Annotated in this window: 31 protein-coding genes and 1 pseudogene; 11 read left to right on the top strand and 21 right to left on the bottom strand. The window is 63.1% G+C overall.

What is annotated here, in order from left to right:
• Positions 1 to 33: 33 nt before the first annotated feature.
• Positions 34 to 933 (top strand): branched-chain amino acid aminotransferase, encoded by a 900-nt coding sequence (locus tag Q7V31_RS13530; protein WP_304735064.1) that lies wholly within the window; start codon positions 34 to 36, stop codon positions 931 to 933.
• 50 nt (positions 934 to 983) lie between these two features.
• Here Q7V31_RS13530 and Q7V31_RS13525 read toward each other — a convergent pair whose 3' ends face one another.
• From Q7V31_RS13525 to Q7V31_RS13485, 9 genes are all read right to left on the bottom strand, one after another.
• A complete protein-coding gene (locus Q7V31_RS13525; RefSeq protein WP_304735063.1) occupies positions 984 to 1,421 on the bottom strand; it encodes a PaaI family thioesterase in 438 nt (145 codons plus the stop codon).
• Between the two features lie 82 nt (positions 1,422 to 1,503).
• Positions 1,504 to 1,953: a molybdopterin synthase catalytic subunit MoaE gene (gene moaE / locus Q7V31_RS13520; RefSeq protein ID WP_304735062.1), complete on the bottom strand. Its 450-nt coding sequence runs from the start codon at positions 1,951 to 1,953 to the stop codon at positions 1,504 to 1,506.
• A 4-nt stretch (positions 1,954 to 1,957) separates the two neighbouring features.
• Positions 1,958 to 2,209 (bottom strand): molybdopterin converting factor subunit 1, encoded by a 252-nt coding sequence (moaD, locus tag Q7V31_RS13515; protein ID WP_304735061.1) that lies wholly within the window; start codon positions 2,207 to 2,209, stop codon positions 1,958 to 1,960.
• Positions 2,206 to 2,841 (bottom strand): CDP-diacylglycerol--glycerol-3-phosphate 3-phosphatidyltransferase, encoded by a 636-nt coding sequence (pgsA, locus tag Q7V31_RS13510; RefSeq protein ID WP_304735060.1) that lies wholly within the window; start codon positions 2,839 to 2,841, stop codon positions 2,206 to 2,208. Before pgsA ends, moaD begins: the two co-directional genes overlap by 4 nt.
• 61 nt (positions 2,842 to 2,902) lie before the next feature.
• Positions 2,903 to 4,867, bottom strand: coding sequence for an excinuclease ABC subunit UvrC (uvrC, locus tag Q7V31_RS13505; RefSeq protein WP_304735058.1), 1,965 nt, complete (start codon positions 4,865 to 4,867; stop codon positions 2,903 to 2,905).
• 336 nt (positions 4,868 to 5,203) lie between these two features.
• Entirely contained in the window at positions 5,204 to 5,611 is a 408-nt protein-coding gene (gene folB, locus Q7V31_RS13500) for a dihydroneopterin aldolase (RefSeq protein ID WP_304735057.1), read from the bottom strand.
• A gap of 13 nt (positions 5,612 to 5,624) precedes the next feature.
• Positions 5,625 to 6,389: an SDR family oxidoreductase gene (locus tag Q7V31_RS13495; RefSeq protein WP_304735056.1), complete on the bottom strand. Its 765-nt coding sequence runs from the start codon at positions 6,387 to 6,389 to the stop codon at positions 5,625 to 5,627.
• A gap of 10 nt (positions 6,390 to 6,399) precedes the next feature.
• Positions 6,400 to 7,479, bottom strand: a complete 1,080-nt coding sequence (locus Q7V31_RS13490; RefSeq protein ID WP_304735054.1) for a calcium/sodium antiporter — start codon at positions 7,477 to 7,479, stop codon at positions 6,400 to 6,402.
• Positions 7,480 to 7,664: 185 nt separating this feature from the next.
• On the bottom strand, positions 7,665 to 8,018 hold the full coding sequence (locus Q7V31_RS13485) for a cupin domain-containing protein (protein ID WP_304735053.1): 354 nt from the start codon (positions 8,016 to 8,018) through the stop codon (positions 7,665 to 7,667).
• Between the two features lie 138 nt (positions 8,019 to 8,156).
• On the opposite strand from Q7V31_RS13485, the gene Q7V31_RS13480 reads away from it, so the two are divergent.
• Positions 8,157 to 9,413, top strand: coding sequence for a GNAT family N-acetyltransferase (locus tag Q7V31_RS13480; protein WP_304735052.1), 1,257 nt, complete (start codon positions 8,157 to 8,159; stop codon positions 9,411 to 9,413).
• A gap of 74 nt (positions 9,414 to 9,487) precedes the next feature.
• The gene (locus Q7V31_RS13475; RefSeq protein WP_304735051.1) at positions 9,488 to 10,099 is read left to right on the top strand and encodes a hypothetical protein; all 612 of its coding nucleotides are present in this window, start codon (positions 9,488 to 9,490) and stop codon (positions 10,097 to 10,099) included.
• Positions 10,100 to 10,102: 3 nt separating this feature from the next.
• Here the strand turns inward: Q7V31_RS13475 and Q7V31_RS13470 are convergent, their stop codons facing one another.
• The 3 genes from Q7V31_RS13470 to Q7V31_RS13460 form a co-directional block, all read right to left on the bottom strand.
• Positions 10,103 to 10,657, bottom strand: a complete 555-nt coding sequence (locus Q7V31_RS13470; RefSeq protein ID WP_304735049.1) for a hypothetical protein — start codon at positions 10,655 to 10,657, stop codon at positions 10,103 to 10,105.
• 8 nt (positions 10,658 to 10,665) lie between these two features.
• Positions 10,666 to 11,025 (bottom strand): hypothetical protein, encoded by a 360-nt coding sequence (locus tag Q7V31_RS13465; protein WP_304735048.1) that lies wholly within the window; start codon positions 11,023 to 11,025, stop codon positions 10,666 to 10,668.
• Between the two features lie 82 nt (positions 11,026 to 11,107).
• Positions 11,108 to 11,581: a GFA family protein gene (locus Q7V31_RS13460; protein ID WP_304735047.1), complete on the bottom strand. Its 474-nt coding sequence runs from the start codon at positions 11,579 to 11,581 to the stop codon at positions 11,108 to 11,110.
• Positions 11,582 to 11,702: 121 nt separating this feature from the next.
• On the opposite strand from Q7V31_RS13460, the gene Q7V31_RS13455 reads away from it, so the two are divergent.
• Positions 11,703 to 12,110 carry a hypothetical protein gene (locus Q7V31_RS13455; RefSeq protein ID WP_304735046.1) on the top strand — a complete coding sequence of 136 codons (408 nt, stop codon included), beginning with the start codon at positions 11,703 to 11,705 and terminating at the stop codon, positions 12,108 to 12,110.
• Positions 12,111 to 12,117: 7 nt separating this feature from the next.
• Here the strand turns inward: Q7V31_RS13455 and Q7V31_RS17370 are convergent, their stop codons facing one another.
• Genes Q7V31_RS17370 through Q7V31_RS13445 form a run of 3 tightly spaced genes read right to left on the bottom strand, consistent with a single transcriptional unit; the run spans position 12,118 to position 14,940 of the window.
• Positions 12,118 to 12,441: a winged helix-turn-helix domain-containing protein gene (locus Q7V31_RS17370; protein WP_370690662.1), complete on the bottom strand. Its 324-nt coding sequence runs from the start codon at positions 12,439 to 12,441 to the stop codon at positions 12,118 to 12,120.
• A gap of 4 nt (positions 12,442 to 12,445) precedes the next feature.
• On the bottom strand, positions 12,446 to 14,767 hold the full coding sequence (gene uvrB / locus Q7V31_RS13450; protein ID WP_304735044.1) for an excinuclease ABC subunit UvrB: 2,322 nt from the start codon (positions 14,765 to 14,767) through the stop codon (positions 12,446 to 12,448).
• Between the two features lie 44 nt (positions 14,768 to 14,811).
• Positions 14,812 to 14,940 (bottom strand): hypothetical protein, encoded by a 129-nt coding sequence (locus tag Q7V31_RS13445; RefSeq protein WP_304735043.1) that lies wholly within the window; start codon positions 14,938 to 14,940, stop codon positions 14,812 to 14,814.
• A gap of 101 nt (positions 14,941 to 15,041) precedes the next feature.
• Here Q7V31_RS13445 and Q7V31_RS13440 point away from each other — a divergent pair, with 101 nt between their 5' ends.
• Complete coding sequence (locus tag Q7V31_RS13440; protein WP_304735042.1) at positions 15,042 to 15,587, top strand: PH domain-containing protein; 546 nt, start codon at positions 15,042 to 15,044, stop codon at positions 15,585 to 15,587.
• Positions 15,588 to 15,592: 5 nt separating this feature from the next.
• On the top strand, positions 15,593 to 16,375 hold the full coding sequence (locus Q7V31_RS13435) for a class I SAM-dependent methyltransferase (protein ID WP_304735135.1): 783 nt from the start codon (positions 15,593 to 15,595) through the stop codon (positions 16,373 to 16,375).
• Positions 16,376 to 16,381: 6 nt separating this feature from the next.
• Here the strand turns inward: Q7V31_RS13435 and Q7V31_RS13430 are convergent, their stop codons facing one another.
• The 6 genes from Q7V31_RS13430 to Q7V31_RS13405 form a co-directional block, all read right to left on the bottom strand.
• Positions 16,382 to 16,996 (bottom strand): TetR/AcrR family transcriptional regulator, encoded by a 615-nt coding sequence (locus Q7V31_RS13430; protein WP_304735040.1) that lies wholly within the window; start codon positions 16,994 to 16,996, stop codon positions 16,382 to 16,384.
• Between the two features lie 25 nt (positions 16,997 to 17,021).
• Complete coding sequence (locus tag Q7V31_RS13425; protein WP_304735039.1) at positions 17,022 to 17,663, bottom strand: TetR/AcrR family transcriptional regulator; 642 nt, start codon at positions 17,661 to 17,663, stop codon at positions 17,022 to 17,024.
• 163 nt (positions 17,664 to 17,826) lie between these two features.
• A complete protein-coding gene (locus Q7V31_RS13420; protein ID WP_304735038.1) occupies positions 17,827 to 18,423 on the bottom strand; it encodes a class GN sortase in 597 nt (198 codons plus the stop codon).
• Positions 18,420 to 20,534: a marine proteobacterial sortase target protein gene (locus Q7V31_RS13415; protein WP_304735036.1), complete on the bottom strand. Its 2,115-nt coding sequence runs from the start codon at positions 20,532 to 20,534 to the stop codon at positions 18,420 to 18,422. Before Q7V31_RS13415 ends, Q7V31_RS13420 begins: the two co-directional genes overlap by 4 nt.
• 300 nt (positions 20,535 to 20,834) lie before the next feature.
• Positions 20,835 to 21,443 (bottom strand): glutathione S-transferase family protein, encoded by a 609-nt coding sequence (locus Q7V31_RS13410; RefSeq protein WP_304735035.1) that lies wholly within the window; start codon positions 21,441 to 21,443, stop codon positions 20,835 to 20,837.
• Positions 21,444 to 21,454: 11 nt separating this feature from the next.
• Entirely contained in the window at positions 21,455 to 22,963 is a 1,509-nt protein-coding gene (locus Q7V31_RS13405) for a PLP-dependent aminotransferase family protein (protein WP_304735034.1), read from the bottom strand.
• 107 nt (positions 22,964 to 23,070) lie between these two features.
• Between Q7V31_RS13405 and Q7V31_RS13400 the strand changes: the two are divergent.
• From Q7V31_RS13400 to Q7V31_RS13380, 5 genes and pseudogenes are all read left to right on the top strand, one after another.
• Positions 23,071 to 23,235, top strand: a pseudogene (locus Q7V31_RS13400) (DUF1272 domain-containing protein); the annotation flags it as partial.
• Positions 23,236 to 23,262: 27 nt separating this feature from the next.
• Complete coding sequence (locus tag Q7V31_RS13395; RefSeq protein ID WP_304735032.1) at positions 23,263 to 23,877, top strand: pyridoxamine 5'-phosphate oxidase family protein; 615 nt, start codon at positions 23,263 to 23,265, stop codon at positions 23,875 to 23,877.
• An 11-nt stretch (positions 23,878 to 23,888) separates the two neighbouring features.
• Complete coding sequence (locus Q7V31_RS13390; protein ID WP_304735031.1) at positions 23,889 to 24,497, top strand: FMN-binding negative transcriptional regulator; 609 nt, start codon at positions 23,889 to 23,891, stop codon at positions 24,495 to 24,497.
• Between the two features lie 13 nt (positions 24,498 to 24,510).
• Positions 24,511 to 24,885 (top strand): hypothetical protein, encoded by a 375-nt coding sequence (locus tag Q7V31_RS13385; protein WP_304735029.1) that lies wholly within the window; start codon positions 24,511 to 24,513, stop codon positions 24,883 to 24,885.
• Positions 24,886 to 24,964: 79 nt separating this feature from the next.
• Positions 24,965 to 26,167 carry a pyridoxal phosphate-dependent aminotransferase gene (locus tag Q7V31_RS13380; protein WP_304735028.1) on the top strand — a complete coding sequence of 401 codons (1,203 nt, stop codon included), beginning with the start codon at positions 24,965 to 24,967 and terminating at the stop codon, positions 26,165 to 26,167.
• Positions 26,168 to 26,175 lie beyond the last annotated feature (8 nt).

Here is a 26,175-nt window from a genome sequence, read left to right as displayed (position 1 = left end):
CCGCGCGATGCGGAAACACCAGGAAATCAGGTCATGGCAGATATTCCTTTCGACAAACGCGACGGCTTCATCTGGTTCAACGGCGAACTTGTTCCCTGGGCTGATGCGAAAGTGCATGTGCTGACCCACGGCCTGCACTATGCGAGCAGCGTGTTCGAAGGTTGTCGTGCCTATGGCGGTGAGATTTTCAAACTGCGCGAACATTCCGAACGTCTGATCAAGTCGGCCGAAATTCTCGGATTTAAAATTCCCTACTCAATCGACGAGATCGACGAGGCCTGCCGTTCGGCGCTCCGGGCGCAGAAACTGGTTGACGGCTATGTCCGGCCTGTTGCGTGGCGGGGCAGCGAGATGATGGGCGTCAGCGCGCAGAAGAACCGCATCAATTTCGCCGTCGCTGCGTGGGAGTGGCCGTCCTATTTCGATCCGGAACAGCGCAAGGTCGGCATTCGCCTCGACATCGCAAAATACAAGCGCCCCTCACCGGAGACCGCGCCGTCGATGGCGAAGGCTGCCGGCCTCTACATGATCTGTACGATCTCGAAGCACGCGGCGGAGAACAAGGGTTATGCGGACGCGCTGATGTACGACTATCGCGGCTATGTTGCCGAGGCGACGGGCGCAAATATCTTTTTCGTCAAGGATGGCGTTATCCACACACCGAAGCCCGATTGCTTCCTTGATGGCATTACACGGCAGACCGTGATCGCGCTCGCCAAGGGGCGCGGCTACGAAATCGTCGAGCGCCACATCATGCCGGACGAACTGTCGAGCTTCAGCGAATGCTTCATCACCGGTACGGCGGCCGAAGTGACACCGGTCGGCGAGATCGGCCCGCATCGGTTCACGCCGGGTGTCATTTCAGCGACGCTCTTCGAGGACTATATGGCGGCCGTCAATCCGAAGGTTGCAGCCCGGGCCGCGACCGCCTGAACGCCCGCATCGCGGTTTGAAAAAGGGCGGCGCGTGCCGCCCTTTTTTGTTCAACGCTTCGCGATGCTGAAGGTGGCGTTGCCGCGTGCGCAGGGTTTGTCGTCGGCTGTCACCAGGCATTGAGCGAAGCAGAGCGTCGAGCCGGTTTTCACGACTTCAGGGCGTATTTCGAGCCACTGTCCGATCCGCGCCGTACTCAGAAAATCGACCGTGAGGCCGACCGTCACCAACCCGGCGATGTTTTCGAGCTTCAGACCGCAGGAAAGCCCCATTGCATTGTCGGCCAGCGCCGAGATCAACCCGCCATGCGCGAAGCCGCGCGAGTTGGTATGCGGGGCGGCGACATGCAGGCCGAAAAAGACCGCATCGCCGGTGTTTCGCGAGTAGAGCGGCTCCCAGGGATCGGTAAGCGGGCTCCGGCGATAGTGGCGGGTGAACCCGTGGGGCGGGGTGGACGCGGCCTCGGTGGCGTGTTCGGTGCTGGTCATGGCGATGCTTCCCGGTCAATTTTGAATTAGACCAGTCTATATACTTCTGGGAAGCATGGAACAGGCGATTTTCGCAAGAGGTCTACCGTTTCCAGCGCGTTGCCGCCTGGTCATCGCTCTCGCGTGCGTCCACCCAGCGCGCCTCGCCCTGTCCCTCTTCTCGCTTCCAGAAGGGCGCGCGGGTCTTCAGATAGTCCATCAGAAAGGACGCGGCCTCGAAGGCGGCCTCGCGATGGGCCGAGGCGGCGACGACGAGGACGATGTTGTCGCCGGGCGCCAGCCTGCCGACGCGATGCACGATCAGCGTCGCCTGCAGCGGCCAGCGTTCATGGGCTTCGGTCTCGATGCGGGCGAGTTCCTTTTCGGTCATGCCCGGATAGTGTTCGAGTTCCATCGATGTGACCGGCGCGTTACCGCTGGCGTCGCGAACGAGACCGGAGAAGGTTACGACCGCGCCGATGTCGGTGCGGCCGGCGGTCAACGCCGCCACCTCCGCGCCGATATCGAAATCCTCGGCCTGTACGCGGATCATGGTTTCAGCCGCCTGTCACCGGCGGAAAGAACGCCACTTCCGTCGCCCCCGCGATCGACGTGTCGAAATCGCCATGCGCCTGATCGACGGCGCAGCGGATGATGCCGAGATCGGCGAAGGCCGCTTCATAGCCTTCGCCGCGTGTTTTCAGCCAGGCGATCAGGCCATTGACGTCACGGATATTGGCGGGCAGCGAGACTTCTTCCTCGCCCGTGCCGGCCTTCTGTTTCACCCATGCGAAATAGAGCAGCTTCACGCCGGTCCGTCCTGTTCGGCCGCCGTTTTGGTCATGGCTGGCGGCTCACGCCGCTTCGGGGTTTCGTCGGTCAGATGGTGGATGCCGGCGCGGAAATAGTCGTAGCCCGTATAGAGCGTCAGTATGGCGGCTGCCCAGAGCAGGGTGATGCCCATTTCGGTGATGCCCGGGAATATCTTGTCCCCCGCCGGTCCGGCCAGCAGGAAGCCCAGGGCGACCATCTGGATCGCCGTTTTCCATTTTGCAAGTTGCGTTACGGGGACGCTGACGCGCAGCTCGGCCAGAAACTCGCGCAGGCCCGACACCAGTATTTCGCGGCAGAGAATGATGATTGCCGCCCAGAGGGAAAAGCCGGAAATGACGTCCTGCCACGTCAGCGCGATCAGCACGACGGCGACCAGCAGCTTGTCGGCGATCGGATCGAGCATCCGCCCAAGATTCGATTGCTGCTCCCATGCGCGGGCCAGATAACCGTCAAAGAAGTCGGTCGCACCGGCGACGATGAAGAGCGTCAGCGCGGCCCAGTGGCCGGCGTCGCCAGGTATGTAGAAACAGGCAACGACAGCCGGTACCAGCGCGATGCGGAAATAGGTAAGCAGGTTCGGCAGGTTTGTCGCCATTTCGGGATCCATACTTCGTGAGGCACGCAGTCTAGCATTCCCACGGCCAATGTCGCGGGCCGGTGATCAATTTTCAAGCAGTCCCGTCAGGATTTCCGTGGAAATGGTCATAGACGGCGCGGGCGACCACGGTGCTGATACCCTCCACCGATTCGAGATCTGCGAGGCCCGCACGGGCGACGGCGCGCGCCGACCCGAAATGTTTCAACAAGGCGCGTTTCCGCCCCGGGCCGACGCCAGGGACCTCATCCAGCGGATTGACGATGATGGCCTTCGAGCGCCGCGCCCGATGACTGCCGATGGCGAAGCGATGCGCCTCGTCGCGCAACCGCTGCAGGTAGTAGAGGACCGGGTTACGCGGTTCGAGCATGAAGTCGCGACGGTCTGCCATGAAGAAGCGTTCGCGTCCCGCGTCGCGCTCCGGACCCTTGGCGACACCCACCGCCGTCACGCGATCGATGCCGAGTTCGTGCAGCACTTCAAGCGCGACCTTCAGTTGGCCCGCACCGCCGTCGATCAGAATGAGATCGGGCCATGCGGCTTCCGGGCGTGTTTCTTCCGGTCCGTCATCTTCGAAACCGTCGCCGGCATTTTCCTTCATCAATCTTGTGAATCGGCGCGTCAGGACCTCGCGCATCATCGCGTAGTCGTCGCCGGCGGCCATGTCGGCGCCCTTGATGTTGAATTTTCGGTATTGTGACTTCATGAAGCCTTCCGGCCCGGCCACGATCATGCCGCCAACCGCTTTCGTGCCCTGGATGTGGCTGTTGTCATAGACCTCGATGCGCTCCGGCGCCTGTTCGAGCCCGAAGACCTCGGCCACACCTTCCAGCAGCTTGCGCTGCGTCGAGCTTTCAGCGAGGCGGCGGCCGAGCGCCTCGCGGGCGTTTGTGAGGGCATGATCGACCAGTTCGCGTTTTTCGCCACGGCGTGGCACGCCGACCGCCACCTTGCGCCCGGCGCGGATCGACAGTGCTTCAGCCAGCAGTGCCTTGCCCGGTACATCGTGGCTCAGCAAGACCAGGCGCGGCGGATGACGGTCTTCGTAAAACTGGGCAAGGAAGGCGTCGAGGACATCCTCGGTCGGCAGTTCACGGTCGTGGCGGGGAAAATAGGCGCGGTTGCCCCAGTTCTGGCCGGCCCGGATGAAGAAGACCTGTATGCAGGTCTGTCCGCCTTCCGCCCAGGCCGAGAAGATATCCGCTTCGGTTACGGTTTCCGGGTTGATGCCCTGATGTTGCTGGATTTGTGTCAGGGCGCGGATGCGGTCACGAAAGACCGTGGCGCCCTCGTAATCAAGATTGGCGGCGGCCTCATCCATCAACCGAACAAGCTGCTGCTGTGTCTTGCGGCTACGGCCTTTCAGGAAGTCGCGCGCCTCGGCCACAAGTTCTGCATAGGCCTCGGCCGAAATGGCGCCGGTGCAGGGTGCGCTGCAGCGTTTGATCTGAAACAGCAGGCATGGCCGCGTCCGGCTTTCGAAAACGCTGTCGGTGCAGGAGCGCAGCAGAAAGGCCTTTTGCAACGCGTTGAGGGTGGCATTAACCGCGCCGGCGCTGGCGAAAGGTCCGTAGTAGTCGCCGTGCCGCGTTCGGGCGCCGCGATGCTTCAGCACTTGCGGGAATTCGTGGTCGCCGGTCAGAAGGATGTGCGGGAAGGATTTGTCATCCCGCATCAGCACGTTGTAACGCGGCTTCAGCCGCTTGATCAGGTTGGCCTCAAGCAACAGCGCGTCGGTCTCGGTCGCGGTGGTGATGAATTCCATCTGAACCGTCGCCGCGATCATCCGGGCGATGCGGTTCGTCTGGCCTGCGAGTTTGGTGTAGCTCGCGACCCGCTTTTTCAGACTCCGGGCCTTGCCGACATAGAGCAGCTCGCCGTCTGTGTCGTACATGCGGTAGACGCCGGGGCTGTCGGGCAGCGTCCGAACTTTCGCCGCGATCAATGCCACACCGGCGCTGTCGGCACGGCCATGCCTCCCGGCACCGGTTTCGGGATTGGCGGGCTGCTTGGCGGGTTTGTGTTCGGTGTCGTCCATTTCGGTCTGTATAGCATCGACAGGGGCTCGCCGGCCGGGCAGTGCCTGTGGATAAGTGTGTTGACTCTTTCCGGTTTTGAGACGTTCGGAGACGTCAACTTCTTGTAATAATTAGGATTTGTGACAGGGGGGCAAAACCACCCCGTTTCTAAGTCTTTGGAATATATAGGGTTTTTGGACCTATTCCAGCGTCGTGGGCGCCGCGCCTGTTTCTTGCGCATAATCTGCGTCGTCCGGAGCGGTCAGCGGAGTGCTGTGCACAAACCCTCCGTGTGCGGCATTTGGACTGTCCAACATGTTGATTCCATTGCCGCTTTTGAGCGTGCTCTTCTTGCGTCAAGGACGTGGGCGGACACGTTCGATTTCGACGCCGACGCTTGATGCTTCGGGAATCACCGCAAGTTTTTCAACCCGCACCAACGCGACACCCACCCGGTCGTCGGACAGGCAGGCGGCGGCGATGCGTTCGGCCAGCGTTTCGACGAGGTTGAGGTGGCCTTCGGCGACGATCACCTTGATCCGGTCGACGACGGTCGCGTAGCAGACGACATTGACCAGATCGTCGCCATGCGCGGCTTCGGACACTGTCAGGTCGACATTGACACGGATCGGCTGGGCCGCGCCCTGCTCGTGGCGGAATGCACCGATATGGGCGTCCAGCAGCAAGTCACGGACAAAGACATGGCGAATGGCTTCCGCTGCATTGGCGATCTTCAGGCGGGTGACATTGTCGGACTGGGTCATGATATCCAGGTCTCTATTCGGGAACGCCGGCGACGTCGGGCGTTTCCCAGGCGAGGTGCTGGCCGCCGTCCAGCGCTATCATCTGGCCGGTCATAGCGGGCGCGGCGACAATAAACCGGATCGCGGCGCAAATCTCCTCCGCCGTCGTGCCCCTTTTCAGTATCGTCGCCCGGCATTGTCTCTCGAAATCGGCATCGGACTGGCGGGCATTGATCATCGCCGGTCCGGGGCCGATACCGTTGACGCGGATCTGCGGCGCCAGCGCGCGGGCAAGCACCTGAGTCAGGTCCCACAAAGCCATCTTGCTGACCGTGTAGGACAGAAATTTGGGTGTCGGCGCCCAGACGCGCTGGTCGATCAGGTTGACGATGTTGCCGTCCGCACCCGATGGCAACTGTGCGGCGAAAGCCTGAGCCAGAAAGGCCGGCGCGCGCAGATTGGTGTCCATGTGTGCTGCCCAGCTTTCGGGCGTCATCGTTGCCGCCTCGTCTTTTTCAAAAAGCGAAGCATTGTTGACCAGCAATGTCAGTGGGCCGAGCGCAGCCGCAGCTACGGCGATGAGCCCCTGCGTTTGGGTCATGTCGGCAAGATCGGCGGCAAACACGCCGGCTCGTCCGCCCTTCGTTTCGATTTCGCGTGCGACCTCGGCGGCCTCGGCGGTGGAGCTGCGATGATGGATTGCGACGGCCCAGCCATCCTCTGCCAATGCCAGTGCAACGGCGCGGCCGATGCGCTGTGCCGCGCCGGTGACGAGTGCGGTTCCCTTGCTTGCAGTCACGATCGCCTTCTCAGAATCCGTTCAGTCCGTTTTCGACGGTCGGCGGCACATGGCCAAATGCAAACATTGCATAAAGATAAGCACCATAGCAGAGCAGGAATACAGCGCCCGCGATGCGGCCAATCTTGTGGCCTGTCATGGCCATGGGCAGCAGCAGGACCGCCGCGCCCAGCATGACCCAGAGATGGAAGGTCAGAAAGTCCTTGTCAATCGGCAGCGGTGCGATCAGGGCCGTGATTCCGAGAATGGCCAGGATGTTCATGATGTTGCTGCCGACGATGTTGCCGACCACCATTTCGTCGTTGCGGCGGAAGACAGCCATGACCGAGGTTGCGAGCTCTGGCAGCGATGTGCCGACGGCAATGAGCGAAAGGCCGATTACGGCGTCCGACACGCCGAAGACCTGTGCGATGTCGATGCCCCCATCGACGACCAAGCGCGCACCGAGCGGCAAGCCGGCAATTCCGAGGACGATCTTGAGTGCGATGACCCGGCGGGAGTGGAGCGGCGGCGGCAAATCGCCATGCGGAAGACTGCGGGCAGCGTCGAATGACGCGTCTTGAGCAAATGGGTCGCCGAGATGTTCAGGAACGGGCAGCACGTCGTCGGCGGATGCCAATAGAGGCGATGGTTCGTGCGGGTTCATGCGCGCATCCCAGCCCGAATAGACGAGATAGATCGCCAACAGCGTGAGAAGAAACAGGCCTTGCCAGAAGCCGAGGGGCCCGATGAAGCACAAGGCGATCAGCGTCACGCTGGCGGCCATCATGATCAGCATATTGTGCGGCATGATGCGACCGGCGCAGGCAATCGGATAGATCAGCGCCGGCAGACCGAGAATGAGCAATATGTTGGCGATGTTGCTGCCGACGACGTTGCCGAGAGCGATGCCGGGGACACCGGCGAGGGCGGCGCGAACCGAAACCAGCAACTCGGGTGCCGATGTGCCGAAGGCGACGATGGTCAGGGCGATCAGAAGCGGAGAGACGCCGTAGCGCGCAGCCAGCGAGGTGGCGCCCCTTACGAGCAAGTCGCCGCAAATAAGCAGGATCACCAGACCGCCGGTCAGGTAGACAAAATCCTGCAGCATCAGGTGCAATGCTCCTGGAAGGAGATACGATTAATGGAGCCGCCGCGACGGCGGGTTTTCAACCGGATACCGATTTTGATCCCCTTGATCGTTGCGGGTCCGCCCCCGAACCCGTTTTCTTTCGCTATCGGAGGCATATAGGGGGCAACGCTGCACCTGACAAGAATCGGTTTGTTAACGCAGCGTCAGACTTCATAAATTGCGTAGTGCTTGCGGGTTCTTTCGAGCACTTCCCAGACCCCGCGGAAACCGGCCGGAATCGCGAAAGCATCGCCGGCCTTCACGGTCAGGGGTTGGCCGCCATCGGGTGTGATCCGGCTGACACCTTCGATGATGTGGCAAAACTCATGCTCCGTATATTCGATCCGCCATGCGCCGGGTTCGCTCTCCCATATGCCTGAAAAGAACCGGCCGTCAGGTGCCGTAAAGAGGTTCCAGGTGCGGCTCACAGGCTTGCCGTTGAGCAGTCGCTCGGGGGCTGGCGCGCCGAGCTCTGGCGCCAAACCGTCGATACTGAAGGGCATCAGGGCAGGGAACATGGACGGGGCTCCTTCGGGCATTGCAGCGGCCAATCCTAGCACGCCGGCGCTGGCCGAATGCTTGCTTGGCTCAAGCCGAGTGTGGAGTTGTGTCCCGAATCGGGACTGACTGCGCCGAAAACGGACGATGGACGGAAAATGACTTTGGCGACGGATCAGACGGAACCGGTTCCCGCGGCGCTGCCTCAGCAGCGTGGCCGCCGCGTTGCCGCGTCTTTCCCCGAGCGTTTGGCGCGCGTGGCGGGTGTCGCCGTCTATACGAGTTTCGAGGCGGCCGAGCCCGTCTGGCGCGCTTTCGAGGCGACGGCCACCGGCACCGCCTTTCAGAGCTTTGACTGGCTTTCAGCCTGGCATGCCCATGCGGGCGCCGGGACGACGCCGGCGATCGTTGTGGTGTCGCGGCAGGGCGAGCCGCTACTGCTCGCGCCCCTCGGCATTGAGCGTTTCATGGGGCTCAAACGGCTGGTCTTCATGGGCGGCCGCATGGCCGACTACAAAGCACCGCTGCTGGCACCCGACTTCGCGGCGCGTGTGCCGGCCGGTGAATTTCCGGCGATGTGGCGGCAGATCGCCCGGGCCTTGCCGCGTCATGATCTTGCGATGCTTACCAATCAACCCCTTGCGCTCGGTACGCCGCTTGCGCCGGTGCGCAATCCTTTCGTCGAACTCGGCGGCGTGGCGGCGCCCGACGACGCCTATGTTTTCGATCTGCCGGCAACCTTCGACGAATTCGCGCTGCGTTACCGCCCCGAGACGCGACGTATCGACCGCTCGAAAATGCGCAAGCTGGAAGCGTCCGGCGCGGTGACGTTTCGCTTTGCGGAGACACCCGAGGAGTGCGTCGCGATGACCGCCGAAATCCTGAGCCGCAAGGCGGCGCAGCTTGCCGCGCAGGGCATCCGTTCGATCTTCACCGAGCCCGGCTATCGCGACGCCTATCTGGCGCTGGCCGCGTTGCCGGCCGGGCGCTCGCTCCTCGATGTTGCCGAATTGCGGCTCGACGGCGCGTTTCTCTCCGGTAGCATCGGCCATCGCCGTCAGGGCCGCACGACGCTGATGGTGCATACCTACGAGGCGGGTGCGTACGCTCGCCTCTCGCCGGGCCGGCTGCATCTTCTCCAGCTACTGCAGGCGAGCATCGCGCGTGGCGACACGGTCTACGATCTCTCGGTCGGTCATCTTCCCTACAAGGAGAGTTTCTGCGATGTGCCGATGAAGATGCGCAATTTCGTGGGTGGCGTGAGCCTTGCCGGCGCTGCTGCTGCGGCGGGAATGCGCGCCGGACTGGCGTTGAAGCGGTGGGTAAAACACGATCCGCGACTGATGGCGCTTGCCGGTCGTGTGCGGGAACATTTCGGCCGGATGCGGCTGCCGGCGCCGCCGGCTGGGCACTAGATATATTTTGACACGTATATTGCCAATTTAATCGGGCGGCCCTAGGATTCCTCCGTCGCAAGAGGAACCGTTCCATGCCCCGTCTCACCGGTCCCCGTCTTCTCTCTCTCGCATTGGTGCTGCTCTATGCCGGTTTCTGGGCCTGGTATGGCGGCGCGGGCAGGCCGCTGTCGGCTGAGGAGGTCGACCGCTTCATGGCGCAGATCGACGCGATGGCCGCAGACCATCAAAGTTCCCTTGGCGCGCGCCAGACCATCGAAACCTGGGCGCGGGCCGATGACGGGCGCGAATTCTTCATGGTCAATCTGGTCAACGACCCGGCCGACATGGCCGCCGCCGAGGCCTATAACCGCGTCATCCTGCCGGAGCTGTTCAAGCGCGCCGGGCATCCCATCTTCATGTCGCGACCGATCGCGCGTTTCATCGAGCCGGCCGGGCTTGAACCCTGGGATTTCGTCGCCATCGTGCGTTACCGCTCGATGCGCGACATGCTTGACATGATCACCGGGCCGGACGCTGAGAATATCCGCCATCTGAAAGAGGCTTCGGTTTCGAAGACGCATGTCTTCCCGACGCATATCGGCTTCAGCCTGATCTGGGTGCGGCTTCTCGTGGCGCTGTTGTTTGCGGGGCTGGGCGTTGCGCTGCATTTCGCCTTCCGCCCGTTCGGCTGGTATGCGCGCTGAGCGTCAGTGTGGACGTTCGTCCCAGGGTTCCAGCGTGCCGGCGATGCGGCGGGGGAGGGGCATTTCCATCTGGGCGATGGCGGCGGCCGAAATTTCCTCGTGATCGAGCCAGCGCGAATTTTTTCCCTCATGCACGAAGCCGAGGATCACCTGTGCATAGGTGATGTCGGGCTGATGCGCCAGCACCTCGGCGCGCAATGCCGCGATGGAGGGCGCGCCGCTCTCGCCCGTCAGGATCGAACGCGAGCCCATCACTTCGACCAGCAACCCACCCGGCGCGATGAGGGCGTCGAGCGCGGCGCGCAGCAATTCGGCGCGGGGACGGATCCATGTCAGCGCAAGATCGAACGGCGCGTAGTCGGCGAGTGCGCCGAGGAAGGCGGGCTCGTCCTCATAGGAGAGCGACAGGCGGATGAGCCTTGCATCGAGCGCGGCGTTGCCGAAGGAAAAAACACCGGCGTTGCGCGAGACGAGGACACATTCTTCCGCCTGCCAGGCGGCGTGACTTGCCGCAGCCTTCAGCATGCCGGTGGCGCCAAGGAGGAGGGTGGTGGTCACGGGCCGGCTCACTTCGTCAGATCGTTCCAGCCGTCGCGGAAGGCATGGCCGATGCGGGTGAAGAAGTTGCCGGTTTCCTTCGCGGCGTCGCGCGTGCCGTGGCCGATCTCGGTCGTGACTTCGTCCGCCGTGTCGCCGACCGCATGGACTGTGTCGCGGGTGCCGTGACCGATGGCCTTTGTGGCGTCGCGCGTGCCATGACCGATGGCCTTGGTCGCATCGCGGGCGCCATGGCCGATGGTGCGGCCGCCTTCCTTGACGCCATCGACCGCCTGACCCACGACCGAACGCTCGCCATCGCCCTCCGCGAAGGCCGGGGCGACGGCCAGCGGGATCGTCAGTGCAAGGATCGCGAGTATCGCGCGCATGATTCAGTCTCCATGAGTGATCTTGTTCTCGGCGGCAGGATAGAGGCCGAATATGGCAAAAGCGTGCAGGTCAGAACATGCCTTAAGGGGCTCGCTTTTTCTTCCTTTTCCGCTCCACCATGATGCCCGGATAGCCCTTGAGGGGTGCCAGCGCTTCGCCGAGATAGGCCCAGTCGGGCATCTCTTTCAGCCCGGCATGGTAACGCGGTTCGCGACCGACGCGGCTCTCGAAAAGAGCGCGGGGAATGTTGATGACGTGGCGGGAGCGGTCGCGCTCATAAAAGAGGGGTGTGCCGCAGCGGGCGCAGAAGCTGCGGGCGGTGCCGGGTTCCTCCCAGCGGGTCACCTCGTCTTCGCCTTCGAGCAGACGGAAGCGTTTCTTCCAGCTGCCGACCCAGCACATGGCGGCGGCGCTGGTTGTCGCGCGGGTGGCGGCGGAATGATCGTGCCAGGCCCAGAGGGCGGGAACCAGGATATCGAAGCGCACCGCGCCGCAGCGGCACTTGCCGGCCGCCCGTTCGGGGTTCGAGAGCGTCCGTCGTTTCGGTTTCTCCATGCCTCTCCCTTTCGGCGCCTCTCTTCCGGCATCGGCCGCTGACGAAATCTTGACTTGCGCGGCCGCCGGACCGGGCGTTCGATATGCCACCCCGAACGATAACAAGCGGAGGACGAAAGTCATGGAAGGTTTTCTGGACGCCTTCATCGCCGCGCAGGCGGCGCAGGACGCCTATGTGGCGGCGCTGCCGCAATGGGTGCAGTACTGGATGTACTGGATGCTGGCCGTGCTCGGCGTCGGCAGCCTTGTTTTCTCGTTTTTTCGTTCCGAAGCGCGGTGGCTGCTGCTGGCCTTCTTCCTTTCCATCGTCGCGACGATGGGCCTCGGCATGACGGTCGGCTGGAACAAGCTCTGGGGCGTCACGCATCTCGTCTTCTGGACGCCAGTCGCGGTGCTCTTCATCCGCCGCTGGGGGCAGATCGACAAGAAGAGCGTCTACGGCGTCTGGTTCGTCGCGGCGCTGGCGACGATGATCATCTCGCTGGTCTTCGATGCGAAGGATCTGGTGGAGTATCTGATGGGGGTGTGAGGGAGGGCTAATACCAGTGCGCGTTTCCGGATCGCTTGATCGCTATGTGTCGTTTCCCGGACAACGGATACGAACTCTTTCCCTTGCTTGTAATGCTCCATGTTCCGCGACCTGAACTCACCACCAGTCCACTATGTCGAAGGTATTGCTTGGCGGCTTCGATGTGGCACTTGTACTTGGGCCTTCCGTCGGCGTTGGTTGGTCGCATATCTGCGGCAGTCAGCCCTGCCCGCCGTGCGACCGCTGCAATAACATCGCCTGCGGGCGCGGTGCCTCCGCGTACAATGAGAACGGCGAGGATATGGTCCCAGTATCGTTCTTCTTGGCGCATCGCTCTACCGCCTCTTATATTTCCCCGCCCTTGTCCCCGGCTTGCCTGACGTTGACCGACCTTTCGGTTTCGTCGTTCTCGCAACGCTGTCCTCGACCGCCGATTGCCGCGCCATCGGATCGTCGGCGATCGCGAGTTCGGTCGCTTCCAGCCGTTTAATCTCATCGCGCAGGCGCGCCGCCGTTTCGAATTCGAGATCGGCGGCGGCGTCCTTCATCTTGCGTTCGAGTTCGGCGATGTGGGCGCGCAGATTGTGGCCGATGAAAGCTTCGTCCGCCTCGCCGGTATCGACGCGCACATGGTCGCGCTCATAGACGCTTTCGAGAATGTCGCCGATATTGCGGCGAATGCTTTCCGGCGTGATGTTGTTTTCGATATTGTAGGCGGTCTGCTTTTCGCGGCGGCGGTTGGTCTCCGCGATGGCGCGTTCCATCGAGCCCGTCACCTTGTCGGCATAAAGGATCACGCGGCCGTCGATGTTGCGCGCCGCGCGGCCGATGGTCTGGATCAGCGAGGTTTCGGACCTGAGGAACCCTTCCTTGTCGGCGTCGAGGATCGCCACCAGCGCGCATTCGGGGATGTCGAGGCCTTCGCGAAGCAGGTTGATGCCGATCAGCACGTCGAAGGCGCCGAGGCGCAGGTCGCGCAGGATCTCGATGCGTTCCAGCGTGTCGATGTCGGAATGCATGTAGCGCACGCGGATGCCCTGCTCGTGCATATATTCGGTCAGGTCTTCGGCCATGCGCTTGGTCAGCGTCGTCACCAGCACGCGCTGACCCTTCGCCGCCACTTCGTGACATTCGGCGATCAGGTCGTCCACTTGCGTCGCGACCGGGCGGATGAAGGTCGGCGGGTCGATCAGGCCGGTCGGGCGGATCACCTGTTCCACGAAGATGCCGCCGGTGCGTTCCATCTCCCAAGGGCCGGGCGTCGCCGACACGAAGACCGATTGCGGCCGCATCGCGTTCCATTCCTCGAAGCGCATCGGCCGGTTGTCGACGCAGGAGGGCAGGCGGAAGCCGTATTCGGCCAGCGTCGATTTGCGCCGGTAGTCGCCCCGGAACATGCCGCCGATCTGCGGCACGGTCACATGGCTCTCGTCGGCGAAGACCAGCGCGTTGTCGGGCAGATATTCGAAAAGCGTGGGCGGCGGCTCGCCGGGCTTGCGGCCGGTCAGGTAGCGCGAATAATTCTCGATGCCGGCGCAGCTGCCGGTCGCTTCCATCATCTCGATGTCGAATTGCGTGCGCTGTTCGAGGCGCTGCGCTTCCAGCAGCTTGCCCTGGCCTTTCAGTTCCTGCAGGCGGACCTGAAGGTCATGCTTGATCTCTTCCATCGCCTGATTGAGCGTCGGGCGCGGCGTCACGTAATGTGAATTGGCGTAAAGCTTGATCTCGTCGAGCTTGCCGCTCTTCTGGCCGGTCAGTGGATCGAATTCGGCGATCTCCTCGACCTCGTCGCCGAACAGCGAGACGCGCCAGGCGCGGTCTTCGTAGTGGGCGGGGAAGATTTCGATCGTGTCACCGCGCACACGGAAGGTGCCGCGGACGAAGGACTGGTCGTTACGCTTGTATTGCAGCGCCACGAGGTCGGCGATCAGCTGCTTGCGGTCGAGACGCTCGCCGCGCTTCACCGAAAAAGTCATGGCCGAATAGGTCTCGACCGAGCCGATGCCGTAGATGCAGGAAACCGAGGCGACGATGATCACGTCATCGCGTTCAAGCAGCGCCCGCGTCGCGGCGTGGCGCATGCGGTCGATCTGCTCGTTGATCGAGCTTTCCTTCTCGATATAGGTGTCGGTGCGCGGCACATAGGCTTCGGGCTGATAGTAGTCGTAGTAGGAAACGAAATACTCGACTGCGTTTTCCGGAAAAAAGCTCTTGAACTCGCCGTAAAGTTGGGCGGCCAGAGTCTTGTTGGGCGCGAGGATAAGCGCCGGCCGCTGGGTGCGGGCGATCACCTGCGCCATCGTATAGGTCTTGCCGGAGCCGGTGACGCCGAGCAGCACCTGGTCGTTCTCGCCCTGCTTGATGCCTTCGACCAGCTCGACAATGGCGGTCGGCTGGTCGCCGGCCGGCTCGTATTCTGACACCAGTTTCAGCGGCCGGCCGCCTTCCGACTTTGCCGGGCGCTCCGGACGGTGCGGTTCGAAAAGCGGCCAGTTGGCCGGGTCGCCTTGCAGCGCGCCGGCCCATGTCTCGCTGTCGGGCGCGGCCGTCGCGGGCACAAACGCAGCCCCGGGCGCCTCGGCAAAGCCTGAAGAGCCTTTCGCGGGCAAGGGACGTTCAGACCCCCGACCGAATGATTTGAACTTGTCACGCGCCATGACCCCAATATGGGGCGCGGCGCGCGGATTCGCCAGAGCGCCGGCTAGCTGAAAATAACGATCAGGCTCAGCGCCGCCCAGGCAGCGAATAGCGAGAAGCCGAGAACATAACGCACGCCATGTCCCGTCTCACCCTGTCTCGTGTCGTCGGTCTTGCGAACAATGCCGGTCATCTTTCCTCCCGTCGTCTGTGCCGTCGGGGATGCGGGCGTCGTCTTGAGGGCCCGCACAAATCTCGCGTCGCGGCCAGTTATAAGTATAGCGCAGATGAGGCATGGCCACCCGGCAATTCGGCGGTCATTCGGAATCCCGCGGATTCCGGCGCTTCCCATCGGCTGGACCATCTGCAATCCTGCCAGGCATGATCGACTCCTCCGCCCCGCCGGTGCTTTCCCGCGCCCATTGGACCATTTACCTGCCCTCGCTGGTCGTCGCGGCGATCTGGACGGGCGTCTATGTCTGGGCCGACACGCGCGAGCCACCGCTTGCCGCGATCCGCAGCATTGCGCTGGCGATCGAGGCCGTGGTGGTGCCTTTGCTGCTCCTCCACGCCTTCCTGCGTGCGCGGACCCTCCGCGTCGCGGTCGCGGGCGATCGGCTTGATGCACAGTGGGGATTTCCATGGCGCCGCGCGCTCTTGGTGCCGTTGCAAAACGTGGCTGGCGCGGCGGTGCGACCGGCGGTTGCACAGCGGGTTTTTGGCGGCGGCGCATTGGCCCTGACGCTCCGCGATGGAAAACGGTATTTGATCGCCGATCTCGCGCAGCCGGAAATCGTGGCTCGCGCGATCACGGCGCACAGGGAGAAGGACGACACGTGAGCCAGATGATCGAATTCGACGAAGCGGCGGCAAAGGCCGTCGAGGCGATGTATCTGACGCCCGATGTCGTCGGGCAGCGGGCCCGTGTGCTCGACATGCTGTCGCCGAAGCCTGGCGAGCGAATTATCGATATCGGCGTCGGGCCGGGACTGCTGGCGCAGGATCTGGCGCGGCTGGTCGGCGATACGGGCCGGGTCGTCGGTCTCGACATGGCGCCGGCCATGATCACGATGGCGCGCACGAGGCTGGCGGCGCTGCCGCAGGCCGAATGCGTCGTTGGCGAGGCGACAGCGCTCGATTTCGCGGATGGTTCCTTCGATGCCGCGGTGTCGACGCAGGTCTATGAATATGTCGCCGACATGCCGAAGGCGCTGGCGGAACTTCATCGTGTCCTGCGGCCGGGCGGACGGGCACTGGTTCTCGACACCGACTGGCGCAGCATTGTCTGGCATTCTTCCGACGAGGCGCGCATGGCCCGCATTCTCGACTGCTGGGACGGGCATCTTGCCGATCCGCATTTGCCGGCGAAGCTCGGGCCGTTGTTCCGGCGCGCGGGCTTCACCGTTGCGCGGGTCGAGATCGTGCCGATGTTTGCCGCCTTCTGGCAGCCGGTGTCCTATGCGGCGGGCATCATGCGCGCGATCCACGGTTATGCGCGCGGCAATGGCGCGAAGTACGGGCTTTCGGAGGCTGACGTTCAAGAATGGTATGACGATCAACTGCGGCTGATCGAGCGAGGCGAGTTCTTTCTCAGCGTCAACCGCTATGCCTTTCTGGCGACGCGCTAGAACGCGTCAGGCACCGTAGAGTTCCAGAAAGGCGTTCACGCACATATCGATTTTCGTGTCGGCGTCGGGCGGAAGCTGGAAGTCGGCCTCGAAAAGCGCCGGCCAGACGAAAAGTTCCTTCAACATGCCACTGCCCAGCCGGGCACTGAAGGCCGCGTCGTGTGGTTTCAGCATGCCACGCTCGATCATCGCATCCATCACCGCCATCACGCTGTCGTTGCGCCGGTTTGCCAGCACTTCATACATCTCGGCAGCGAGTTTCGGTGCACCCGGAACCTCCGCGATTACAATGCGCATCAGTGCGTTTGCATTATGCTCGAACTGCACGCTCAGATAGGCCTTGCACAGCTTTCGAAGGATATCGCGGGCGCTGTCGTCCGGCGTAACAAGGCCGGAATAGTCACCGACACTTCGCGCCGCCTGCTTGACCACTGCCGCAAAGAGGGATTCTTTTGAATCGAAGTGCTTGTAGAGCGTCGCCGTCGAAACATCCGCTTCGCGTGCGATGTCGGCCATGCCGGCGCGGCTGAATCCGTTTCGAAGGAAGTTATCGAGGGCAGCCTTGAGAATGGCGGCGCGCTTCTTGTCGCTGACATTTCGCCTGTGCGTATCCAAACTCAATTTTCTTTTCCCCCGTCGTTTCCGGCTATCTCTGTATTCGTTCGTACATCCTGAAATACGCGTCGACACAGGATTCTATCTTGCTGTCGATGTCGTTCGGTCTCTGGAACTCCCTTATGAACAGAGCGGGCCAGACGATGAACTCCTTCACCATGCCGCCGAGCATTCGTACGCCCGTCTCGGTGTCGTGAGGTTTAAAGTCGCCACGCTTGACAAGCGCATCGAGCACCTGCTGGAACTGTTTGTACCGCGCCGAAACACCGCGCTCGAAAACCTTGCGTGCCAGTTCTGGCGATGACGGTACTTCGGCGATCACGATCCGAAGCATACCGTTCATTTGTCCTTCGAACTGCTGCGCCGCATAAACGTTGCATATTTTCGTCAGCGCGTCGCGCGCTGTCGCCCCTTCGATATTGCCGAGAGTGGGCGCATTCATGTTGTCGTAGACGGCCTCGACGACCGCCGTGAACAAAGCTTCCTTGGACGCGAAATGTTTGTAGAGCGTTGCCGTCGAGACGTCCGCATCGCGCGCGATTTCCGCCATCGCAGCGCGGCTGTATCCGCCCTTGAGGAAGTTTTCCCGAGCGGCATTCAGGATCGCCGCGTGCTTTGTTTCGCTAATCGTTCTTCGATAGTTTTCCAATCCCAAGCGCAATCCACCTTCCATGTGCCGATACTCGGCCGACGCATACCCCCAATACTTATACGGCGAAATTGCACCTCACCGGTCAAGTAGAATTGGGAAAACCGCCGTCTTGCCTTGGACACATGCATCATTCGAAACCCATCCATACGGATGACGCGCTGCATTGGATCAAACTTTTCTGATTTTAAATCGTATCAGGTTTCGGCCCCGCAAAAACGATGTAACGCAAGGGTCCGCGCGCCGTTTCGTCGAACGGATAACAAGTGACAAGTGCAATGCCCATTTGTGCACCCGGGTCTATTTGTGTGTGCCGCGCGTCGGCGATTTCGATACCGCCCACGGAATAACGCAGCGTCACGCCGTCGGAGGTTGTGAGAGTGACGGTATCGTCACGTTTGAGATCGCGCAGAAACGAAAAATGCGTATCGCGGTGACCGGCGATCACGGAGGTTCCGCCAGCGCCGGGAAGGGGCGATCCGAGTAAATGTCCGGGTCCGAATGCCAGCGCTTCGCCGCTTGCGTTCGACAGCACGATCTGGCTTTTGCCAAGCGTCGGGACTTCAAGTTTGGCGACTGGCCAGGCGTCGGCCCATGGCCATGCCTTGTGCGGGTGACCATTGGTCAGTGTCCGTTGCCAGGCGCGTTCCAGCAGAATCTGCGCTACCTCGGCCTTTGCCTTGATGTAAAGCCCTTGGCCGATTTGATAGAAACCGACGCCGAGACAGAGCGCGATCGCGGCGGCCCAGAACAGGGCCGCCGCTTTTTTCGAGATCGCGTTCATAGCCGCCGTCCCGGCAAGGCCGTATGCGCCCATTGCCGCTGTAGCCAGCGCATGGCGGCCAGCAAGGTGGCGAGCATCAGCGCCAGCAGTCCGCCACGGATCAAGGAAGCCGCGTCGGTCGATGTCTGCGGCAGGGCGAGGCCGGGCGCCATGGTTTCGGCGGCCGGCGCCATGGCGGCCATCGCCAGCATTGGCGGCGGCGCGGCATGGAGGGCGGCGCGTTTCGCCGTCGGCATGGCTTCGCCGCCGAAGACCTTTTCGTAGTCCCAGCCTTCCGGCAGGTTGACCGGCATGTCGTGCCTGGTCAGCGCTTCACCGTCGGGGCGCGCCGGTGTCACGTCGACCGCGACCAGGCTCGTCAGCCGGCTGACCAGATGATGGCCGAGCGCGGTTTTCAGAATGCCGTCGTCATGCTTCTGCCAGTCGCCCTCGATGCGGGCGTCGGCCTCGAGCTGTTCGATCTTGCGCCGTGCCCAGAGCTTGCCGATGCCGGGCCGCGTTTCACCGGCGTCGAGCGGTAGTCGTATTTCCCAGGGTGCGCCGGCGAGCTCGCCCTTCAGCGTCAGCGTTCCCTCCGCCTTCGGCATGCGGGCCGACAGCACGATCGGTTCGCCCTTGTAGAGATCGGGCACCGGGTTCGGCCAGCTTTGCGTGTTGCGCCCGTCGGGCCAGCTTGCCGCGATGTCGGTCATTACCGGATTCTGCAGTTTTTCGAAGAGTACGCTCATGCGCTCGGCGACCTGCGTCTCGCTGCCGATATGCGTGAAGGTACCGCGTCCGGCTTCGGCGGCGCGGGCCATGAAGTAGCTGTTGGGGGCCGAGCCGATGCCGACCGTGAAAATGCGCGACCGTCCGAGATTGTTGGTGATCTCGGTGAAGAGTTCGCGCTCGTTATAGATCGCGCCGTCGGTCAGGAACACAACCTGGCGGAGCCGCGAATTATCGGTTGCGTTGGGGTCGATGAGCGAGGCCTTGAGCGCCGGCAGCATTTCGGTGCCGCCCTGCGCGGACAGCCCACGCACATACCGGCGGGCCACGTCGAGGTTCTCGCCATGTGCCGCGACAGCTTGCGGGAACAGGACCGTCATCGTGTGATCGAAGCGGATCACATTGAAGGTGTCGGCGGGCGTCAGCCTGTCCAGCGCCCAGAGAAGGCTCTGTTTGGCCTGGACGATCGACGGGCCCGACATCGAGCCGGAATTGTCGATCACCAGGATGATCTCGCGCGGCTTTGCTTTCGGCAATGTCTGGCCGGCGGGCGGCGTCAGCATGACGAGGATGTAGTCCTCGTCGCCGACGCGTTCGCGAAAGAGCGCGGCGGTGGGTGCGGATGCCGCAACCGGCTTCCACACGAGTTCGAAGTCCTTGTTGGCTGGCGTCAGTTCTTCGGCCAGCGTCAATTTCGCCTTGCGCGGACCATCGCGTATCAGCGCGATTTCGTGATGCGCACTCTCGACCGAGCCGAGCGCGAAACCGGCGTCGAGCGAAATCGCAAGGCTTACCGGGTTGATCTTTCCCATATCGGGGTGAAGCACCGGCGGTTGTTCGAGATCGAGCGGTTCTTCGGGCGGCAATATTTCGCCCCAGCCGCCGTCGCCGGGCTTGAAGTCGACAAGCTGCGGCGTGGCGTTCATCGGTATGTAACGGGGCGCGACGACCATCGGGAAGCGCAGCGAGAAGGCGTCGGCGTCCTGACGCACCGTCTGCTGATACTCGATCTGGATGACGATCGTTTCCTTCGGACCAATATTGGCGACGGAATTGGTGAACACGTTGGGGCGCTGTTGTTCGACCAGGCTGGCGCGCCGGCCTTCGGCACGGGCCTCTTCATAGGCCTGTCGTGCTTCCTGTTTTTCCTTGATCTGCCCCTCGATGACGCGGTTTCCGATTACCATTTTTAGTGTGTCGACGGCCGCATTCTCCGGCAGCGGAAAGATATATTTGCCTTCGACCCAACCATCGCCCGGATTGATGAAGTGCTGCGTAACCCGCGCACGCGCGATGGGGCCGGTGACGTCGATTTGCACGTCCGTTGCGAGCAACGGGGCTGGCACATATTTCCCGGGCTCCGTGGAGTTCAGCAACAGCGCGCCGCTTTCGACATCCGCCATACGAACAAGGCCCGCGCTGTCGGCGCGAGCCTGATGCTGGGAAAAACTGACAAGGACAAAGAGAGAAACGCAAACGACGAAGAGAAACAGGGCAAATGGTTGAGACCGGTCCGGCCGTGATCCGGCGGACGCGGTGCGGCGCGATGTGTGTGGCATGATTTGCTCCCCGCTACATGCTGATGTTCGGAGGCAAATCCTCCTCAGGCGGACAAAGTGTCGCGGGGAAATAGGGCCGTTCGGGTTCGGAAAGTCGACGGGAGGCGAGCCATTTTGGGGCCATTTTGTGGCGGCCCCGTTTTGTCAGGGCCGCCAGTCCATCGGGACGTGGCCGGGCGCGCTCCGTATGCGGTTCATCCAGCGGCCGATTGCCTTGCAGGGCGCGAGGTCGAAGCCGCCCTCATGGGCGACATGCGTGTAGGCGTAGAGCGCGATATCGGCGATGGAGTATCGGCCGCCGGCGAACCAGTCATGATCGGCGAGGTGGCGTTCCATGACGCTGAGCGCCTGATAGCCCCGTTCGTGCCAGAGGGGGAAGCTGTCTTTCTTCTCTTCGTAGCCGCCCGGCTTGATCGACTGCCAGAAGCGGGCGACCGCGATATAGGGCTCGTGGCTGTATTGCTCGAAGAACATCCATTGCAGCGCCTGCGCGCGGGCCATGCGGTCGTCCGGCAGAAAGCGGGTCCCTTCCGCCAGATAGAACAGGATGGCGTTCGATTCCGGCAGCGTTCGCCCGTCGTCGAATTCCACTGTCGGTACGCGGCCGTTGGGGTTGCGGGCGAGGAAGTCGGCGGTCCGGCTCTCGCCCTTCAGGATGTCGACATCGGCAAGTTCGAGCGGCAGGCCGAGCTGGTGGGCCAGCAGCCGCACCTTGTAGCAATTGCCGCTGTCCTGCATCTGGTAGAGGCGCATGGGGTTCTCCGTCAGGGGCGCCGGGGGCAGCCGGCCCTTGTCAGCACCTCGGCGAGGCGCGTCGCGGCCTTGCCGATCTCCGCCTCGGGTACCGAGGCGTAGCCCATATAAAGGCCCGGCCGTCCGGATTCCAGTCTGTAGAGCGAGAGCGGACTGACGTGAATATCGGCCTCGGCGGCGGCGCGGGCCATCGCCGCATCGTCGGCGCCGTCGGCCAGAAAGGCCGAGAGTTGCAGCCCACCTTCGCCGGGCGCCGCTTCGAGCCAGGGTACAAGGTCGTTGCCCAGCGCCTCAAGCAACAAGGCCCGCCGTCCGGCATAAAGCGTCCGCATGTGACGCACATGGCTGCCGTAATGGCCCTCGCCGATGAAGTCGGCCAGCGCCGCCTGAATGGTCGACGGCGGCACATGACCGGTAATGCGGATGGCGGTGCCGAAGGCATCGACCAGATGTTCGGGGACAATCAGGTAGCCGATCTTGATGGCCGGAAACATCGTCTTGGCGAATGTGCCCATATAGATGACGGTGCCGGCCCGGTCGAGACCCTGCAGCGAGGCGATGGGACGGCCCTGATAGCGGTATTCCGAATCATAATCGTCTTCCAGCACCCAGGCGCCGGATTGCCGCGCATGGTCGAGCAGCGCGAGGCGGCGCTGTAGTGACAGCGTCGCGCCGAGCGGAAACTGGTGGGACGGGGTCACATAGATCAGGCGTGGCGCGTCGTGCCGGGCGATGCCGGCCTCGACATCGATGCCCTCGGCATCGACGGGCACGGGGACCAGTGTGGCGCCGGCGCCCATCAACGCGCCGCGTGCGCCGAGATAGCCCGGATCCTCGATCCAGACCGGGTCGCCGGGGTCGAGCAGCATCCGGGCGGCCATATCGAGCGCGCCTTGTGCGCCGACCGTCACGATCACCTGGTCCGCCGTGCAGACGACACCGCGCGCCGCGCCCGCATAGGCGGCAATGGCCTCGCGCAGCGCTGGCAGGCCGATGCCGACCTCGTAACCCAGATTGCCGCGTCGCGGGTCGCGGGCATGGCGGGCCAGCAGGCGGCTCCAGAGCAGGTTCGGAAACTGGTCGATGGCCGGCAGCCCATGCAGGTAGGGGCGGCCCTCGCCGCGTTTGTAGGTCGGCGCGAGGCGGCGCGTTGCGGAGAGCGCGCGGCCGCGCTCGGAGAGGCCGCGTGTGTTGCGGGCGGGCCGTCCCGGCTCGGGTCTGCGCGCCTGCCGGTCGAGTTGCAACAGGCTGTCGGGCAGGACGGCGGCGATGCGGGTGCCGGCGCCCACTTGTCCCTCCAGATAGCCCTCGGCCGTCAGCTGGTCGTAGGCGGTCAGCACCGTGTTGCGGCCGACGCCGAGTTCGCCAGCCAATGTGCGTGACGAGGGCAGTCGCGCACCAGGATGCAGCCGCCCGTCGAGTATGGCGTCGCGCAGCGCGTCGTAGAGCTGGCGATAGAGCGGGGCCTCGGCGTCGTTGTCGAGCGCCAGCGTGCCGAGGGGCAGAGGGCTTGCGGGCATCGTGCGATCCTCCGTGATTCAATGGACCTATCATATTTTACCAAATGGACCTTTTGATAGGGCCAATTTCGGCAAATGGTGCGGGCCGGAATCGAGAGGAGGACGCGATGCTCGACATGAAATCCGCCTGCGAGAAATGCGAGGCGCCGACGCCGAAGGACGGCGCGGCCGAGATCTGCAGTTTCGAATGCACCTTCTGTCCGCCCTGTGCCGAGACGATGGGACATACCTGTCCCAATTGCGGTGGCGAGCTTCTGGCGCGGCCGAAGCGGACGCTGGACGTCTGAAAGGAACACGCAATGAGCGACTATGAAACCTCGGCGGCGCACCGGGTGCGGCAGGTGCCGAAGCGGGCGGCCTATGACCGCGCAACGGTGCACGGCATTCTCGATGCTGGCTATGTCGCTCATGTGGCCTTCATGGGCGAGGCCGGGCCCGTCGCCCTGCCGATGGTCTATGTCCGCGACGGCGACGCCGTGCTGATCCATGGATCGCGCAAGAGCCGGCTGATGCGGATGATCGGCGGCGGCGCGCCGATCTGTCTGACCGTCACGCTGATCGACGGGCTGGTGCTGGCGCGTTCGGCCTTTCACCACTCGATGAATTATCGCTCGGTGATGGCGCATGGTGTGGCCGAGACGGTGGCGGAGGCCGACAAGCCGCGTGCGCTGGACCTGTTCACGGCGCGTGTCCGGCAGGGCCGCCCATCCGAGACGCGGCCGGCCAATACGCAGGAATTGAAGGCCACGCAGGTGTTGCGGCTGCCGCTCATCGAGGTTGCGGCCAAGGTCCGCAGCGGCGGGCCGCTCGACGATCCGGAAGACATGGACCTGCCGGTCTGGGCCGGCGTCGTGCCGATGCAGATGGTTTTCGGCGAACCGGTGCGCGACATGTCCGTCGCTCCGAGCTCCTAGGAGAAGAAACGATGTATGTGCCGCCACGTTTTGAGCAGGCAGACCGGGGCGAATGCGTTGCGCTGATCGAGCGCGAGCCGTTCGGACTGCTCGTGACGTCAGGCGACGGCGGCGCGCCTTTTGCCACGCATCTGCCGTTCCTGCTGGATCGGCGCGGCGACGAGGCGGTTCTTGTCGGTCATGTCGCCCGCGCAAACCCGCATTGGCAGGCGTTCGACGGCGCGCGGGAGGCACTGGCCGTGTTCCAGGGGCCGCATGGCTATATCTCGCCTGCCTGGTATGCGACGCCAGGACGTGTGCCGACATGGAACTACATCGCCGTGCATGCCTATGGTGTGCCGCACATTGTCGACGATGCCAATGCCGCGCGGGCCGCGATTGCGGCGCTGACCGGGCGCTTCGAGAGCAAGCGTTCCGCGCCGTGGTCCGTCGACGGCCTGTCGGAGCGCGAGATTGGCAAGCTGCTGAATGCGCTTGTTGTCTTTGAGATGCCGGTGGCGCGGTTTGAGGGCAAGTGGAAGCTCGGCCAGCACATGGCGGAGGCGGACCGCGCCGGTGCCGTGGCCGGTCTCGCCCGCGAGGGCGGCGATCCGGCACTTGCAGCCGCCATGAAACTCTGAGCAGGAGAAACAAATGTCCCAAATCGTCATCGGCGTCATCTTCGTGCTTGTCGGGCTGCTGAACGCCTATCCCGCTGTCGGCATGCTGGGGGCGAAGCAGCTTCGCGGGCTCTACGGCCTCACCTTCACCGACGCCAATCTGCTGACCCTGATGCAGCACCGCGCGGTCATGCTGGGGCTGGTCGGGCTCTTTTTGATCGTGGCGGCGTTTCGCCGCGAGCTGCAACCGGCCGGTTTCGTTCTCGGCTTTGCCAGCATGCTCTCCTTCGTGGCTTTCGCCCGGCTGCAGGACGATCCGAGCCGCTGGATTTCGAAGGTCGCGACAGCCGACGTCGCGGGCTCGGCGCTGCTTCTCGTCGCGCTGGTGCTTTATTGGCTGCGGGCCTAGGAAGGCGGTTGCGCGGGCAACCGGAGCGGCATAGGTTGCAGCCGCTTTTCGGACCAACCGCCCCTATGGAGACTGTGTCATGGGCTTCCTTTCAGACTCGCTTTCGCGCATCAAGCCGTCGGCAACCATTGCCGCGACCCAGAAAGCGCGCGACCTGAAAGCCGCCGGCGTCGACGTCATCGGCCTTGGCGCGGGCGAGCCCGATTTCGACACGCCCGACAACATCAAGGAAGCGGCCATCGCGGCGATCCGGCGCGGCGAAACGAAGTACACGGCGGTTGACGGCATTCCCGAGTTGAAGGCGGCCATCGCGGCCAAGTTCAAGCGCGAGAACGGGCTCGACTACAAGCCCGCTCAATGCTTCGTCGCGCCCGGCGGTAAGCCGATCATCTACAACGCGATGATGGCGACGCTGAACCCAGGTGACGAAGTCATCATTCCGGCGCCCTATTGGGTTTCCTATCCCGACATCGTGCTGCTGGCGGGCGGGACGCCCGTTTTCGCCGAAGCGGGAATGGCGACAGGCTTCAAGCTGCAGCCGGAGGCACTCGAAAAGGCGATCACGCCGAAGACCAAGTGGCTGATCTTCAACTCGCCGTCGAACCCGACGGGTGCTGCCTATACATGGGACGAGCTGAAGAAGCTGACAGATGTGCTGGTCAGGCATCCCCATGTCTGGGTGCTGAGCGACGACATGTACGAGCATCTGACTTATGACGGCTTCAAATTCGCGACGCCGGCCGAGGTCGAGCCGAAGCTTTACGACCGTACACTGACGATGAACGGCGTTTCGAAAGCCTATTCGATGACCGGCTGGCGCATCGGCTATTGCGCCGGTCCGATCGAACTGATCAAGGCGATGACCACGATCCAGAGCCAGTCGACATCGAACCCGACGTCGATCAGCCAGTGGGCCGCCGTCGAGGCGCTCAACGGGCCGCAGGATTTCATTGCCGAGCGTGCGCAGAGCTTCAAGGAACGGCGCGATCTCGTCGTCTCGATGCTCAACCAGGCGAAGGGCATCAAATGCCCGACGCCCGAAGGCGCCTTCTATGTCTATCCATCCTGCGAAGGATGCCTTGGCAAGACGACGCCAAAAGGCAAACTGATCTCGACCGATCAGGATTTTGTTGAGGCGCTGTTGGAAGAAGAGGGCGTTGCCGTCGTACACGGCGAAGCCTTCGGCCTCGCACCATTCTTCCGCATATCCTACGCGACCTCGACCGAAAACCTCGTCAAGGCCTGCGAACGCATCCAGCGCTTCTGCGGCAACCTGCGCTAGACGTTGCC

Origin of the sequence: Parvibaculum sp. (assembly GCF_030651915.1) — a bacterium.
Taxonomy (GTDB): Bacteria; Pseudomonadota; Alphaproteobacteria; order Parvibaculales; family Parvibaculaceae; genus Parvibaculum.
This window is presented reverse-complemented; position numbering and strand designations above follow the sequence as displayed.